11 protein-coding genes and 2 tRNA genes are annotated in these 15,443 nt (G+C 71.5%); 6 read left to right on the forward strand and 7 right to left on the reverse strand.

The genetic code is table 11. The features are described from left to right. Positions 1 to 320: 320 nt before the first annotated feature. The gene (locus BCD48_RS23855) at positions 321 to 2,585 is read left to right on the forward strand and encodes an RNA degradosome polyphosphate kinase (RefSeq protein WP_071050589.1); all 2,265 of its coding nucleotides are present in this window, start codon (positions 321 to 323) and stop codon (positions 2,583 to 2,585) included. Between the two features lie 205 nt (positions 2,586 to 2,790). Here the strand turns inward: BCD48_RS23855 and BCD48_RS23860 are convergent, their stop codons facing one another. From BCD48_RS23860 to leuC, 3 genes are all read right to left on the reverse strand, one after another. After that, entirely contained in the window at positions 2,791 to 3,072 is a 282-nt protein-coding gene (locus tag BCD48_RS23860) for an HU family DNA-binding protein (RefSeq protein ID WP_071050590.1), read from the reverse strand. 539 nt (positions 3,073 to 3,611) lie between these two features. Next, positions 3,612 to 4,205, reverse strand: coding sequence for a 3-isopropylmalate dehydratase small subunit (leuD, locus tag BCD48_RS23865; RefSeq protein ID WP_071050591.1), 594 nt, complete (start codon positions 4,203 to 4,205; stop codon positions 3,612 to 3,614). Positions 4,206 to 4,617: 412 nt separating this feature from the next. After that, complete coding sequence (gene leuC, locus BCD48_RS23870) at positions 4,618 to 6,039, reverse strand: 3-isopropylmalate dehydratase large subunit (protein WP_071050592.1); 1,422 nt, start codon at positions 6,037 to 6,039, stop codon at positions 4,618 to 4,620. 196 nt (positions 6,040 to 6,235) lie between these two features. Between leuC and BCD48_RS23875 the strand changes: the two genes are divergently transcribed. Together BCD48_RS23875 and BCD48_RS23880 are read left to right on the forward strand one after the other, a co-directional pair. After that, positions 6,236 to 7,138: an IclR family transcriptional regulator gene (locus BCD48_RS23875; RefSeq protein ID WP_083419094.1), complete on the forward strand. Its 903-nt coding sequence runs from the start codon at positions 6,236 to 6,238 to the stop codon at positions 7,136 to 7,138. Positions 7,139 to 7,455: 317 nt separating this feature from the next. After that, positions 7,456 to 9,651: a serine/threonine-protein kinase gene (locus tag BCD48_RS23880; protein WP_071050593.1), complete on the forward strand. Its 2,196-nt coding sequence runs from the start codon at positions 7,456 to 7,458 to the stop codon at positions 9,649 to 9,651. Positions 9,652 to 9,922: 271 nt separating this feature from the next. On the opposite strand, the gene BCD48_RS23885 is transcribed toward BCD48_RS23880, so the two are convergent. Next, entirely contained in the window at positions 9,923 to 11,677 is a 1,755-nt protein-coding gene (locus BCD48_RS23885; protein WP_071050594.1) for a sensor histidine kinase, read from the reverse strand. Positions 11,678 to 11,965: 288 nt separating this feature from the next. Here BCD48_RS23885 and BCD48_RS23890 point away from each other — a divergent pair, with 288 nt between their 5' ends. After that, positions 11,966 to 12,286, forward strand: coding sequence for a hypothetical protein (locus BCD48_RS23890; protein ID WP_071050595.1), 321 nt, complete (start codon positions 11,966 to 11,968; stop codon positions 12,284 to 12,286). Positions 12,287 to 12,643: 357 nt separating this feature from the next. Here BCD48_RS23890 and BCD48_RS23895 read toward each other — a convergent pair. Together BCD48_RS23895 and BCD48_RS23900 are read right to left on the reverse strand one after the other, a co-directional pair. Further along, a tRNA-Glu gene (locus tag BCD48_RS23895) sits at positions 12,644 to 12,716 on the reverse strand. Positions 12,717 to 12,918: 202 nt separating this feature from the next. Continuing rightward, a tRNA-Gln gene (locus BCD48_RS23900) sits at positions 12,919 to 12,990 on the reverse strand. A gap of 166 nt (positions 12,991 to 13,156) precedes the next feature. Between BCD48_RS23900 and BCD48_RS23905 the strand changes: the two genes are divergently transcribed. Continuing rightward, positions 13,157 to 13,936: a fumarylacetoacetate hydrolase family protein gene (locus tag BCD48_RS23905; RefSeq protein ID WP_071050596.1), complete on the forward strand. Its 780-nt coding sequence runs from the start codon at positions 13,157 to 13,159 to the stop codon at positions 13,934 to 13,936. Positions 13,937 to 14,223: 287 nt separating this feature from the next. Beyond that, positions 14,224 to 14,475 carry a hypothetical protein gene (locus BCD48_RS23910; protein ID WP_071050597.1) on the forward strand — a complete coding sequence of 84 codons (252 nt, stop codon included), beginning with the start codon at positions 14,224 to 14,226 and terminating at the stop codon, positions 14,473 to 14,475. Between the two features lie 159 nt (positions 14,476 to 14,634). Here BCD48_RS23910 and BCD48_RS23915 read toward each other — a convergent pair whose 3' ends face one another. After that, positions 14,635 to 15,318 (reverse strand): hypothetical protein, encoded by a 684-nt coding sequence (locus BCD48_RS23915; protein ID WP_083419109.1) that lies wholly within the window; start codon positions 15,316 to 15,318, stop codon positions 14,635 to 14,637. Positions 15,319 to 15,443: the final 125 nt, after the last annotated feature.

Raw genomic sequence — 15,443 nt, forward strand, 5'->3', positions numbered from 1 at the left:
CGACGGCGTCTCCCGTGGACCGCGGCGGCCCGGAGACCCTCGCTGACGGACGTGCCGCCGCCAGCGCGAGCGGCCACCCGCCCGCCGCTCTCGCCCCGGGAGGGCGACACTCGTCAGCCTGCAGAGTGAGTCGTTTGGTAACCCGCTCGCAACCGATGGTCCGCCCAAAGTGTTTCCCGCTCATTAACAGACGTGATCCGGAACAGACGTCATCCGGACAGCGAGCGCCGTACGCACCACGGCGGGCGCGCCGAGTGACGACCGATGCAGGACATCGGGATCGGCTGCCGAGTTCACCTCGGGCTGGCACCATCGCTGGCATGGCTGAGCTGGTGGTGACGAGGTCCGGTACCCAGTCTGAGCAGGGTTCAGATCAGCAGCGGCGCAAGCCCCGCAGTGGCCTGCTTGAGCCGCTGGAGGCGCCCAGGCCCCCGCTGCCCTCCGACCTCCCGGATGACCGGTTCATCAACCGTGAGACGTCCTGGCTGGACTTCAACGCGCGTGTGCTGGCGCTCGCGGAGGATGTGAGCACTCCGCTGCTGGAGCGGGCCAAGTTCCTCGCGATCTTCGCGAGCAACCTGGACGAGTTCTACATGGTCCGGGTTGCCGGGCTGATGCGGCGGGAGGCGACCGGGCTCACCGTCCGCTCCGCCGACGGGCTGACCCCCCGGGCGCAGCTGGACCTGATCAGCGGCAAGACCGCCCAGCTCACCGACCGCGCGATCCGCTGCTTCACCGACGAGGTGCTGCCCTCGCTGGTACACGCGGGCATCAGCATCCGGTTCTGGCACCAGCTGACCACCAAGCAGCAGCAGCGCCTGCACGAGTTCTTCCACGACCAGATCTTCCCGGTGCTCACCCCGCTCGCCGTCGACCCCGCGCACCCGTTCCCGTACATCAGCGGCCTGTCGCTCAACCTCGCGGTGACGGTGCGGGACCCGGGCGACGAGGCCGAGCGCTTCGCCCGCGTCAAGGTGCCGCAGAACGTTCCCCGGCTGATCCGGGTGGACCTCTCCCCCGAGGACGCCGCCGGCGACGAGACGGCCGGCCTGGACGGCGCGGGCAACGGTGTCGAGGGCGGCGCAGGCGAGCCGGAGCCCGACCGCTACGCGTGCTTCGTGCCGTTGGAGGAGGTGATCGCCGCCCATCTGTCCCAGCTGTTCCCGGGCATGGAGGTGGTCGACTCCCACATGTTCCGGGTGACCCGCAACGCCGACCTCGAGGTCGAGGAGGACGAGGCGGAGGACCTGCTGCAGGCGTTGGAGCGCGAGCTCGCCCGCCGCCGCTTCGGCCCGGCGGTGCGGCTCGAGGTGGACGCGGACATCGACGACGGCCTGCTGAAGATGCTCTGCCGCGAGCTGGAGGTCCTGCGCCGTGACGTGCACCTGGTGCACGGCCTGCTCGACCTGTCCGTGCTGTGGGCGCTGTTCGACCTCGACCGGCCGGAGCTGAAGTTCCCGCCGCGGGTCCCGGTGACCCACCCGAGCCTGGTCACCGAGGCGGGCGAGGCTGCGGACTTCTTCACGGTGCTGCGCGAGCGCGACGTGCTCGTCCACCACCCGTACGACTCGTTCACCACCTCCGTCCAGCGCTTCATCGAGCAGGCCGCGGCTGACCCGCGGGTGCTGGCGATCAAGCAGACGCTGTACCGGACCTCCGGCGACTCCCCGATCGTGGACGCGCTGATCGCGGCGGCCGAGGCGGGCAAGCAGGTGGTCGTGCTCGTCGAGATCAAGGCGAGGTTCGACGAGACCGCCAACATCCGGTGGGCACGTGAGCTGGAGCGTGCGGGCTGCCACGTCGTCTACGGCCTGATCGGGCTGAAGACGCACACCAAGACCTGCCTGGTCGTCCGCCAGGAGGAGGACGGGCTACGCCGCTACTGCCACGTCGGCACCGGCAACTACAACCCGAAGACGGCCAGGCTCTACGAGGACCTGGGCCTGCTGACGGCGGACGAAGAGGTCGGCGCGGACCTGACCGACCTGTTCAACGTGCTCACCGGCTACAGCCGCCAGACGGTGTACCGGTCGCTGCTGGTCGCCCCCGAGCGCATGCGCGACGGCATCATCGAACGGATCGAGCGGGAGGCGGCCGCGGCCAGGGCCGGCGAGCCCTCCGGGGTCCGGATCAAGGTGAACAGCCTCGTCGACGAACAGATCATTGACGCTCTCTACCGGGCATCCCGGGATGGCGTGCCGGTACGTTGCCTGGTGCGCGGCATCTGCGCGCTGCGTCCCGGAGTGCCCGGCCTGTCAGAGACCGTGCTGGTGCGCTCGGTCCTCGGCCGCTACCTCGAGCACAGCCGGGTCCTCGACTTCACCTCGCTGGACGAGGTCTGGATCGGCAGCGCGGACATGATGCACCGCAACCTGGACCGCCGGGTCGAGGCGTTGGTCCGGGTGACACAGGCCGACAACCGGAGGGCCCTGCGCCGGATGCTCGACTACGCGTTCTCGCCCGACGTGTCCGTCTGGGACCTCGCGCAGGACGGCCGCTGGGAGCGCCGCGTCACCGGGCCCCAGGAGAACCGTCTCTCGGACTACCAGGCCGATCTCGCCGCCTGGGCACTGCGCCGCGCCTGAGCCGGGACGGAGACCCCTCGGCGCGGCGCGGCCCGCCGTTTTCGCCGCCTTTCCGGAGGTGAAACACGGCGGGCCGACGCGGCCCGCTCGGGCTAGGAGCTAGCCGAAGTCGCTCCCCCCGGAAGACCGGCTGGCGCCGGTCTTCCGGGGACCCCTGCGGCGATGATGGCGAAGCCTCGCGTGGCCGGAGGCCGTCAGACGCGGCCTAGTCGTTGGACGAGACGCTGGACTTGAAGTCCGAGCCCGGGCGGAACTTCGGCACCACCGACGCGGGGACGTGAACCGGTTCGCCGGTCGCGGGGTTGCGTCCGGTCCGCTCGGCACGCTCCACCCGCTCGAAGACCCCGAAGCCGGTGATCGTCACCTTCTCGCCGGCGGAGACGGCCTCCTGGATCGCGTGGAACACCGCGTCGACGGCCTTGGTCGCGTTCGACCGGCCGCCTTCGATCTGCTGAGCAATGCGGTCAACCAACTGGGACTTGTTCACAACAACCTCCGGACACCCCCCGCGGGTGCGGGGTGGGGAGCAGATCGGGCATCACACTGCGCTGCACCGTAGGCATCTCTACTGTCGAGGGCAATTCCCAGAAGCGTGTCGCGTCACACAAACCCGCACGTCAGCGGGTTCGAGACAATCGGCGACCGGATCACTCTCTTCTGTTGCGGCGCACAGTCGAACACGATCAGCACAATCAACCCGCCGATTTTCGAGCCGTTTCAGACGTTCTGTTACCGTTTGGTCGCCCGCCGCCGCGACCGACGCGGCCCCGTTCATCCCTGAGCGCGCAGCGCGAGGCATTGGCGGCGGGGTCAGCGTCACTGCCCACCCTGTCCGCGGCCCGACACCCGGATCGCCAGTTCCTTCGGCGCGCTCGGCCAGAACGGCACCGCCGGGCCAGAAACCCCGCCTTACCGGGAGCCCTTCCCGAGACGGCCTGGTCCCCACCGCCCACCGGGCGGCGGGGACCAGGCCTCCGCTTCCCCGCCGATCCGACGGGGACCCCTCGCGCCACTCGACGCGGAGGATCAGGCCGACGCCGTGGTGGGAAGCCAGGACGGGCGGGTCTGCTCGAAGGCTGTGATGGCATCGGCGTGGCGGAGGGTGAGGCCGACGTCGTCAAGGCCCTCCATGAGGCGCCAACGGGTGAAATCGTCCAGCTCGAACGGCGCGACGATGCCCGCGCCGCGGACCTCGCGGGCCCCGAGGTCGACGGTGATCTCCGTCGCCGGGTCATCCTCGACGGCCAGGAGCAGCGCGTCGACGGTCTCGGCCGGCAGGACGACCGTCAGCAGGCCGTTGCCCAGCGAGTTGCCACGGAAGATGTCGGCGAACTTCGGCGCGATCACGGCGCGGAAGCCATGGTCCTGCAGCGCCCAGACGGCGTGCTCACGGGAGGAGCCGGAGCCGAAGTTCGGCCCGGCCAGCAGGATCGTGGCGCCGGCGTAGGCCTGGTTGTTGAGCACGAACGACGGGTCGGTCCGCCACTCGGAGAACAGGCCCGCGCCGAAACCGGTCCGCTCGATGCGCTTGAGCCAGTCGCTGGGGATGATCTGATCGGTGTCGACGTCGCTGCGCCGCAGCGGCACCGCCCGGCCGGTGTGCGTGGTGAACGCCTCCATCGGGCGCTCTCCCTTCCTGACGAGGTCTGAGAAGTTGTTCAGGTCGTGACGTTCAGCGGCACGTAAGCGAGCTGGCCCGGAGGCGCGCCTCGCGGAGGCCCGGCCCACGCGCGAGGCGAAGGGCTCCCGGACAGGACCCGCTGTGGCCTGGTGACGTGCAGTGGTGGGTGACCCCGCGGCGCGGAGGCGCACCTCGCGGAGGCCCAGCCCACGAGCGAAGCGACGTGGGTTGGGCCGCAGCGAGGTCGCCGGAGCGCCCGTGAGCGGAGGAGGCGGACCTCCCAGATTGGCTCCGCAAGCTCCGCCAATCCGGCAGGAACCCCGTCGCGCGGAGGTCCCTCGGGAGCGAAGCGAGTGAGGGGCCGGAGCGCGGTGCCCGGACGGAGCGAACCAGAGACACAGCGAACCAATGTCACAGGTCGGCGGGAGCGGCGAACCGGCCGGTGACGGCGGTCGCGGCGGCGACCTCGGGCGAGACCAGGTGGGTCCGGCCGCCCTGGCCCTGCCGGCCCTCGAAGTTGCGGTTCGAGGTCGACGCGCTGCGCTCCCCCGGCTTAAGCGTGTCCGGGTTCATCCCGAGGCACATGGAGCAGCCCGCGCTGCGCCACTCGGCTCCGGAGGCGCGGAACACCTCGTCCAGGCCCTCGGCCTCGGCGTCCGCCTTGACCTGCATCGAGCCGGGGACGACAAGCACTCGCAGGCCGGCGGCGACCTTGCGGCCGCGCAGGATGTCGGCGGCGGCCCGCAGGTCGGAAAGCCGACCATTCGTGCATGAGCCGATGAACACCGTGTCGACGGCGATCTCGCGCAGCGGGGTGCCGGCGGTGAGGCCCATGTAGGCCAGCGCGCGCTCAGCGGCCGCCCGGGCGCCAGGGTCGGCGAACGAGGCCGGGTCCGGCACGGAGGCATCCAGCGGGACGCCCTGGCCGGGGTTGGTTCCCCAGGTGACGAACGGCGTGAGCGTGCTCGCGTCGATGACCACCTCCCGGTCGAACACCGCGTCCTCGTCGGTCGCCAGCGTCTTCCAGTAGGCGACCGCCGCGTCCCAGTCTGTGTCTCGGCCGTGCTCCGCCGCGGAGCCCTTCGGCGCGTGGGGGCGGCCCTTCAGGAACTCGAACGTCGTCTCGTCGGGAGCGATCATGCCCGCGCGGGCGCCCGCCTCGATCGACATGTTGCAGACCGTCATCCGGCCTTCCATCGACAGCGACCGGACCGCCTCGCCCCGGTACTCCAGGACGTAGCCCTGCCCGCCGCCGGTGCCGATCTCGGCGATGATCGCCAGGATCAGGTCCTTGGCGGTGACGCCCTCGGGCAGCGCGCCGTCGACCGTGATCGCCATGGTCTTCGGGCGGCCCTGCGGCAGCGTCTGGGTGGCCAGCACGTGCTCCACCTGGCTCGTGCCGATGCCGAACGCGAGCGCCCCGAACGCGCCGTGGGTGGCGGTGTGGCTGTCGCCGCAGACGACCGTCATGCCCGGCTGGGTCAGGCCCAGCTGGGGGCCGACGACGTGCACGATGCCCTGGCCGGGGTCGTTCATCGGGTGCAGCCGGACGCCGAAGTCGGCGGCGTTCTTGCGCAGCGCCTCGACCTGGGCGCGGGAGACCGGGTCCGCGATCGGCAGCAGCGTGTCGGTGGTCGGGACGTTGTGGTCCTCGGTCGCGATGGTCAGGTCCGGCCGGCGGACGGGCCGGCCGGCGAGCCGCAGCGCCTCGAACGCCTGCGGCGAGGTGACCTCATGCACAAGATGCAGGTCGATGTACAGCAGATCGGGCTCACCGTCGGCACGTCGCACGACGTGCGCGTCCCAGACCTTCTCCGCGAGTGTGCGCCCCATTGGCCCACTCCTTCTCTGACAATGTCGCAGTGCTGTGTCGTCGCAGTGCTGTGTCCCGCCGCCGGCCAGCCCAGCCGTCTCGCCCTGAGACGGCACCCTCGGCGCTTCCGTTCGAAAGTCACCGTTCGAAAGTCACCGTTCGAAAGTGGCCGTTCGAGGGTCGCCGTCTCAGCGATTGGGATGGCAGTATCAACGTATGGAACAGCGTATCCCCTCTCCGGGCCTGGCCGTCGGCACCCCTGGGCTCGGCGCGGACAGCCTCACCGGCGCCGACGGCATCGGCACCCAGGAGGTGACCAGCGGGGTCGGCGTGCTGGACAAGGCGGCGCTGGTGCTCTCGGCCGTCGAGGCGGGCCCCATGTCGCTCGGCGAGCTGGTGGCGCGCACCGGGCTCAGCCGCGCCACCGCGCACCGGCTCGCGATGGCGCTGCAGACGCATCGGCTGGTCGGGCGGGACGCGGACGGGCGGTTCGTCGCCGGGCCGCGCCTGGCCGCGGGGTCGGCGACCGCCGCGCTGTGGCCGCTGCCCTGGCAGGTACTGCAGGCCGCCCCGACGGTGCTCGCGGAGCTGCGGGACGCCACCGGGGAAAGCACCCAGCTCTACGTGCGCCGTGGCGCCGAGCGGGTGTGCGTCGCGGCCGCCGAGAGCGGCAGCGGGCTGCGGGACACGGTCCCGGTCGGCGCCATCCTGCCGATGACGGCCGGGTCCGGCGCCCAAGTGCTGCTCGCCTTCGTCTCCGGCGACGATGCGGGCGGTGGCGAGGCGCCCGGCCAGGGACCGCGAACCGGAGGTGTCCCGGCCGGCTCGGTGTTCGACGAGGCGGTGCTGGCCGAGGTGCGCGCCCGCGGCTGGGCGCAGAGCGCCGGCGAGCGCGAGGCGGGGCTCGCCTCGGTGTCGGCGCCGGTCCGCGGTGCCTCCGGCGCCGTGATCGCCGCGCTGTCCATGTCCGGGCCCGACGGCCGGCTCACCCGTGCTCCGGGCGAGCTGTTCGGCGCCACCGTCGCGGCCGCCGCGGACCGGTTGTCCCTCATCGCCGGCTACACACGGGTGTCACATGTGACTACCCCCAGCGGACTACCCGCGGATGCGACAGCGTAGCCTTTTCCGTGTCGTCCTGGGTGATATCGGTAGTCTCAATGCCGGTACGTCAGGGTCGGTGGTCGCACGGTCGTGGCATTTCAGGCCGTGGCACGCCGGCGACCACTGGCCCCGGCCGCTGCTCCGGACCCGGCCCTGTGGCGTCGGTCCGGACCAGCCGGCCACCCGCCCAGGACCGACACGAGCCGTCGTTCGGGGGGTCGGACGGGCGGCTCGGGCGAGATCGTGACCGGGCATGCCGCGCGCCCCGCCGCGGCCTCGCCGTCGTGGCCGTCACCCGCCTCCCGCTGGGCGGCGCGTAGAGGGGGAGTCTGGCAGTGCGCACACTCGGCTCGCGGTACGTCCTGCACGAGCTGCTCGGGCAGGGCACCACCGGCGAGGTGTGGCGGGCCAGCCGCCGCGACGACGGTGCCGCCGTCGCCGTGAAGATGCTGCGCCCCGAGTTCGCCGACGACCCGGTAGTGGTCGACCGGTTTCTGCGAGAGTGGCAGATCCTCTACGACATTGACAGCCCCGATCTGGTACGCGTTCTCGATCTGGTCAACGAGCGGGACGCGCTGGCGATCGTCATGGAGCTCGTCGAGGGCACCGACCTGCGCGAGTACCTGCGCCACGAGGCGCCGCTGCCGGTCGACGAGGCCGTACGGATCGTCATCGACGTGCTGTGGGCACTCGACAACGTGCACGGCGCGGGCGTGGTGCACCGCGACGTCAAGCCGGAGAACGTGCTGCTGGAGAGCCGCGGCAACGGCCCGGCGGTCCGGCTCACCGACTTCGGTATCGCCCGGATGGTGGACACCCTGTCCCGCGGCCGCACCCCGGCCACCGGCCCGATCGGCACACCGCTCTACATGGCCCCGGAGCTCGGCACCAGCACGCCGCCCACCCCCGCCGTCGACATCTACTCCGCCGGCATCGTGCTCTACGAGCTGCTCGCCGGCATGCCGCCATTCGACGAGGCGAACCCGGCCGACATGCTCGCCGCGCATCGCGAGCAGGAGCCGCTGCCCATCAAGGGCGTGCCGCGGCCGGTGTGGGACGTTCTGGCGGCGATGCTGGCCAAGTCGCCGGCGCACCGCCCGCCGACGGCCGCCGAGGCGGCGCGCGCGCTGGAGTCCGCGCTGCGCCGCGACCGGGACCGCGACCTGGACCTGGACCTGGACGACGACCGGCGGCGAAACGACGACCGGGACTGGGACCGTCGCGAGGACACCTGGGAGCGCGGCGTCCCGGACCGCCGGAACGAGGCCGGCGACGCCATGGCCGGCGCCGGCGGCCGGCGCACCGCCGCCGCTGCGGCCGCCGGTGCGGGTGCGGGTGCGGCGCTCGGCATGACGAAGGTCGCCCACGCCGAGGCCGGCCAGGGAGGTCCGCCATACGGACCCGGCCGGGGCTACCCCGATGACGACTGGAACCCGGACGCGGCCACCGGCCTGATGCCGCCCGTGCCGGGGCCCCGCCCCGGCGGGCCGCGCGGCGGCGGCGCCTGGGACGACGACCACGACGCGCCGACGGGCATACTCCCGCCCGTCCCCGGCGCCGGCCCGGGCGGCCCGCGGCGCGGCTGGGACGACGATGACGAGCCGCCGACCGGCGGCCAGCCGGTCCGGGTACCCGGCCGCGCCGGGGCGACCCAGTCCGACCGCAACACGGTGATCTCGGCCATTCCCGCCTCGCGCCAGCCCGCGCCCGGAGGTGGCGGCGGACGGCCCCCCAGCCAGAACAACCGCCAGCAGCGACTCAAGATCGCCGCCGGAGCGGCGCTCGTCGTCGCCCTCATCGCGGGCGCCGGCGGCTGGGCGCTGGCCGCGTCGACCGGCGGCCAGTCCGGGGCCACCGACACCGGCAGCGAGTCCTCCGTCGGCGCGCCGGGCGTCAGGTCGACCCCGTTCGTCGACACCTCCGGCAACATCATCGACCCGGCGGCCACGGCGCCGTATGCCACGGTTGTAAACGGCACGACAGTCATGGTCACCCCCAAGTCCTCGGCCTCCGGCGCGTCGACGAAGCCCGGTTCTCCGTCGAACTCGACCGCCGCCGGCGCGCCGACGACCAGCGCCGCCCCGACGACACCGTCGACCGCGACCGTCCCCAACCTGATCGGCCAGAACGTGAGTGACGCTCAAGCCGCGGTCGCCGACGCCGGTTTCACCAACCAACTGCAGACGCAGCAGAAGTGCTTCGATTCGGACACGCCGATCGGGGAGATCCAGTCGCAGGCACCGGCCGCGGGCTCCCGGGCGGACAGGTCCACCACGGTCTCCGCGGTTGTCGCCGGTGACTGCGTCACGGTGCCCAACGTCGTCGGGATGTCGGTTGCCGACGCCAAGTCCGCGCTGGAGAGTAGAGGCTTCGCCGTGGGCTACCCATGGGGGACCTGCGACTACGGCACCTCCAGCGTCACCGGCCAGAGCCCGGCGAACGGCTCACGGCAGCTCCGATCAAGCTGGGTGAACATCGCCTACGACTGCAAGGCGTCGCCGCCGCCGCCCTCGTCCCCGTCAAGCGGCTGACCCTGGCCATCTGAACTGAACAGTCCGGCCCGCCCCGCGTCTCCGGGGTGGGCCGGACTGTTATCCCGACCAGTGCGGCACGTCAGTGACCCGACCCGGCTGCCCGGCGGCAGGTCGCTCGCGGGTGTGGACGACCCGCCGCGTTGGCGCTGGCGGTAGGGACGCCGGCACCCGGACGAAACCACGCCGGCCCGAACGACCCGACGCTCCAGCGGGTGGTGGCGCGGCCAGGACAGTGATTGTCGGACCCCAGCCACAGGCCGCTGGCGTGTCAGCCTGAGCGGTCCAGGGGGAAGTCGTCGGGTGTCCGCCAGGACGACGCGACGCGGCGCCCCAGCGGGGCGGAGTGGCCAGGACCACCGCCACCGTCCAGGGCGATGCGGCCAGGGGCGGGGGCGTCGGCAGGGATGGGCCCGTGGGAGGGCCAGTCCCAGCGCGGCGGGCGCTGGCCCGCCAGCGGCGGCGTGGGGGCCAGCGCGGGCTCGTCGTGGGGGTAGTCCTGGGCCAGGCGCTCGGGACGCAGCCCCGGCAGGTCGGGCATGTTCGGAAGGTGGGTCGGGTCGTTGGTGGGCAGCGACAGCTCGGCGGCCCACATGTCGACCTCGACGTTGATCTCGCCGCCGTCCGCCGTCATCCGCAGCCGGCCGCCATGCACCTCGACCAGCCGGCGCACCACGTACAGGCCCATGCCAGCGCCGTCGATCGACCTCGTCGCCGAGCCGTCCCGCTGAGTGAACGGCTCGAACAGCCGGTCGATCGTCTCCTTGTCGAGGTCGGGCCCCTGGTTGCGGACCCGCAGCACGACCTCGTCACCGACCCGGCCCGCGATGAGACGGACGGGGGTCCCCGGCCAGGAGTGCACGAGCGCGTTGTCGACCAGGTTCGCGACCACCTGGTGCAGCGCCTGGCGGGACATCCGCACCGGCAGGTGCTCGGGCAGGTCGACCGCCACGGCGCCCGCCATGGAGGCGTGGCGCAGGCTGCCGAGCGCCTCGTGGACCACCTCGGGCAGGTCGGAGACGGTGTTGTCGTCGATGCCGGTCGCGGTCGCCGCGGTCAGCATGTTCTCCAGCAACCGGGACAGCCGCTCGGAGGAGTTCAGCGCCGAGTCGAGCATGACGTCCAACTGCTCGTCGGACATGCGGTGGCGGCGGCGGCGGATCGTCAGCAGGTTGCCGCGGATGCCGGCCAGCGGCGTGCGGAACTCGTGGGACACCGTGGCGACCAGGTCGGTGCGGATCTTCTCGGTCTCCTCCAGCCGCGCCATCAGGCTCTGCTGGCCCTCGTAGAGCTGGTGGCGGTAGCGCTCCGTCCGGCGGCGCTCCTTTTGGTTGTAGTGCCAGAAGACGACCTGGGCGCAGGCGAGCGCGACGATGAAGCCGGCGTGCATCGCGGCCAGCATCAGTGCGCTGTGCCGGGCGTTGTCGGTGAGCGCGCCCGGGCTGACCAGGTAGCGCAGCACCAGGTTCGAGATGAAGACGAACCCGATCGCCAGCACGTACACGGACCAGTCCTCGTACAGCGCGATCAGCGCGACGACGACGAAGAAGTGGAAGTACATCGGGCCGAGCCCGTCCGAGAGGTGGACGAGCACCACCGAGCAGCACAGCAGCCCGAGGCTCGCGGCCAGCGCCCGGACCCGTCGCGCGCCCGGCAGCGCGGCCGCGCCGAACAGCAGCAGCGACGGGCTCGCGGCCGCCAGGCCGTGCGTGAGGCTGAAGTCGCGCAGGAGCGCGTAGCCGACGATCGCCGGCAGGTGCAGCGCGAGGATCCACTTCAGCAACCGGTGACGAGCGGTCCAGTCCTCGAACGGCAGCCGGTGGCCGTGGGGCACCAGGCTCGCGACCCACCCGCCGGCGCGGCCGGCCCTGCTGTGCGCATCCGTCTGGCTGGGCTTCTCGGCCTGCCGGTGACGCTCGGCGGCGGGACGCTCAGACCGGACACCGACGTGTTTGGTCCGCGCGGCGCGCGCCCGCTCATGCCGACGCCGCGCCCGCTCTCCGAAGGGGGGACCGGCGGCGGACATCCGCGCAAGTTTCTACCGAGACGACCGGTAGCCGCCATGGTTGTCAAGGGTGGTGTGTGATGGCGACAGTGTCCACTTTTGACTAGGCACTCAGGACCAGCCCGGAACAGGCTAGACGGAGCATGGCGCCGCAAGGCGGCCACCGACAGTGTGGTCCGCGTCGGCGCCCCAAGGGAAGCCTTCGCTTCCACTGGTTTCGCGGACAACGGTGTACGGGTCACAAGCCCGTCACTGTCGGCGAGACAGCACCGTCGCAGGTCCCAGGTTGTTGCCCACGAGGAGGACACCGTGCCCCCAGTCGCCCTGACCGTCGCGTCTGCCCCGGCCTGCCTGTCGTCCCGGCGAGCCGCCGCCGTCGCCCCGTGCCCGAGCACCACGGAGGCTGTCCCGATGCCCGCGCTCGCGCCCGTCCTCCCGGAGCAGCCGGCCGCGCGTCCCCACCTGCGCCTCGTGACCGCCGCCGCCTCGCCTCGGGTCGACGACGTCGACGAGGCCGAGGTCATCGAGATCGTCCACGGCCACGGTGGCCCCGCCTCCTGCCGCTGCCGCGCCTGCACGATGGCCCGGCACCCCGCCGCCCTCCTCCCCCGTCTCACCGTCGTCCGCTAACCGGACCGGGAGAGAAGTAGCCGCCATAGCCACTCGCGCCTGCCTGGGCTTTCCAGCTCAGGCAGGCCGCGGAGGCATCGCGAACAGCAAGAAGCCCGTCAGATCGCTTGGATGATCTGACGGGCTTTCAAGCTTCTTCAAGCAACCCCCGAGCCTGTCGAAGCCAGACACCGGGCGTCCGGGGATGACCGCCGGAACAACATGGCAGCCAACGGGAAGATGACCGAAAGGTCATCAACTCAAGCAACCCCCGAGCCTGGCGAAGCCAGACACTGGGAGTCCGGGGGTGGCCCCCGGAGCAAAATCGCGGCCGACGGGAAGATGACCAAAGGTCATCGAACAGCATCGGCCAGCTCGTAGCCCCGACCGGATTCGAACCGGCGCTACCGCCTTGAGAGGGCGGCGTCCTAGGCCACTAGACGACGGGGCCAGACTTTTAAAAGCATCTACCACGCGCTCGCCGCAGTATGTCTCCACCCCGCGACGTCCCACACCATACACGACATCCGCCCGCCCCGGTGGGGGGTGTCGGGGGGGCGAAGCCCCCTGACACGGGGGTTCCAGGGAGTCGCCCCCCTGGGCAGACATCGAGGCCCCGGGGAGCCGATCAACGATCGGCGAACAGGGCCTTGCTGGGGTACCAGGACTCGAACCTAGACTAACGGAACCAGAATCCGTTGGGCTGCCAATTACCCCATACCCCATGGGATGCCCGCGTGGGCGTTGCCTACTGTACCGCATCCCGCGAGGGTGGTTCGCTCCCAGGTCGGGAGATCGAACCGGCATCGAACCGGCCCGGAGAGAGCCGCTCCGGCACGGCCTGGGGGTGGGCTGCGGGGACCGGGTGGATGGGCTCGATACGGTCGCTGCGTGCGTATCGCTAGGTTTACAGACGGCTCGGAGCCAGCCTTCGGCGTGGTGGAGGGCTCGGTCGAGCGCGGCGAGGCGACCATTGCCGCCCTGACCCCCCACCCGTTCGGGCCTTTCACGTTCACGGGGGCCCGCCGGCCGCTTGGCGAGGTGCGGCTGCTGGCGCCCGTGCTGCCGAGCAAGGTCCTCGCGGTCGGCAAGAACTACGCCGACCACGTGAAGGAGATGGGTGGCGACGCCCCGCCCGAACGCCCGATCCTCTTCCTCAAACCGTCGACCAGCGTCGTCGGCCCCGGTGACCCGATCATCCATCCCGACCCGACCAGCCGGATGGACTACGAGGGCGAACTGGCGATCGTCATCAGCCGGCTGTGCCGCGATGTACCGCAGGAGCGGGCGATGTCGGTCGTGCTCGGATTCACATGCGCGAACGACGTCACGATGCGCGAGCAGCAAAGTGCCGACGGCCAGTGGACCAGAGCCAAGGGCCACGACAGCTTCTGCCCGCTCGGCCCGTGGATCGAGACCGACCTCGACCCTTCGAACGTCGGCCTCCGCACCACCCTCGACGGCGAGGTCCGCCAGAACTCCACCACCGCGGCCCTCATCCACACGATCCCGCAGCTGATCGCCTACATGTCGGCCGCGATGACGCTGCTGCCTGGCGACGTCCTCCTCACCGGCACACCCGCCGGCGTCGGCCCGATGCGCCCCGGCCAGACGGTCGCCGTCACCGTCGGCGGCGTCGGCACCCTCACCAACCCCGTCACCGCGCGCTGATCACCGTCACTCGCTCTCAACCCCTCAGAGCCTCGGCGCGGGTACCGGGCCGGTCCGCCACCGTGGGTGACCGGCGCGACGAGACGGGGCAGCCTGCCCACGCTCGGCACTGTGAGCTGGACCTCGGCCGGGTGGCTGTCAGGCCGGCGCGAGCATGGCAGAGAATTCGGAGCAGATCCGGCGGTGTGCCGTAGCCGGGGTATGAAGACCCGGTCACACGACTTAGGTCAGCGGACCGCCGGTGGGGGTCCACTGACGAACGAACGGAAACGGACAGAAGGAGCGGCATGACCGAGGCCGTCTACGAGGTTGGCGCACCGGAGCCCAAGCCGATCGACGAGGAGCTGAGCGTCAAGCTCGGTCACCTGGCGGAGGACGCGATCCTGCGCGGCAAGCCGAACCGCGACGAGCGGTGCGACAACTGCCTGTACTACCTGGACACCGACAAGGACATCTCGTACTGCTGGCACCCGAAGCTGCGGATCCTGGTCGGCGGCCCGTGGTGGTGCCAGTGGTGGGAGGAGATCCCCGAGGACTGACCACAGTCCGAGGCAGGACGGTTCCGAGGCAGGACGGTACCGGCGGGCCGGGGCAAGCGGGCACGGTGTGCGCGCGAACCCGGCCCGCCGTCGCGTCAGGGACGCTGTTGCCTCCGACGGTCACCCTCACAAGATCCCGGGAAAGGCCCCCGGAAAGGTCTAGCGGCGGTGCCCGGCCGCGCGGCGGGTGTCCCGGGGCTCGGTGGTCGCCTCGGCCGCCGACCGCCCGGCCCGAGCCAAGGGCGGCGAAACGAGCCACGGGTGGCGCAGGTCGTGGTACGTCGGCTCACCGGTGAGCTCACGCATGTCGAAGAGGACCTCCTCGATCTCCGGGAGCTGTTCGCCATGCTCGCCGGCGCGCGCCAGCTCCTCGGAGCTGAAGTAGAACACCCGGACGAACCGGCCGTCCGGGCCAACCGCGGCCAGACCGCCGATGATGTCCTGCCGGCCCTCCGGAAGGTAGCGGAGCAGTTCCTTCTCCAGGGACCGCAGCCGCCACGGGTCGGTGGTGCGGCCCTGGATGACCTGCACGAAGCCCGCGTCGTCGGAGCCACCCTCGATCATCAGCACGGCGTCGGCGAACTCGGTGGTGACCACCGGGCCCAGGAAGAGCCGCTCCGTCCTGGCCCACCATTCCCGGTGGTCGGAGCGGGCCGAGAGCTTTGCCAGTGCCTCAACCGAGGCGAACCGGCTGAGACAGATAAACCGGTCGTCCTCGGTGATGCCGGCCGTCGAGCCCAGCCAGCCAGGCGTGCCCGATCCGATGTCGGCAAGCCACCGCTCGTGCTGGGCCCGCATCGCTGCGCGGTCCGGCACCCTTCCCTGGATCACCTGCAGAAACATCACGACCTCCGCGCCGCGTCCCACCCGTAACCACGAACGGACGGACCGTAACCCCGGACGGCCACAACTTCGAACCGATCTTCAGGGTGTCGGTGACAGCGGCCGTCCAGGCCGCGGCGCCACCG

This window comes from Pseudofrankia coriaricola, assembly GCF_001854805.1.
GTDB lineage: Bacteria > Actinomycetota > Actinomycetes > Frankiales > Frankiaceae > Pseudofrankia.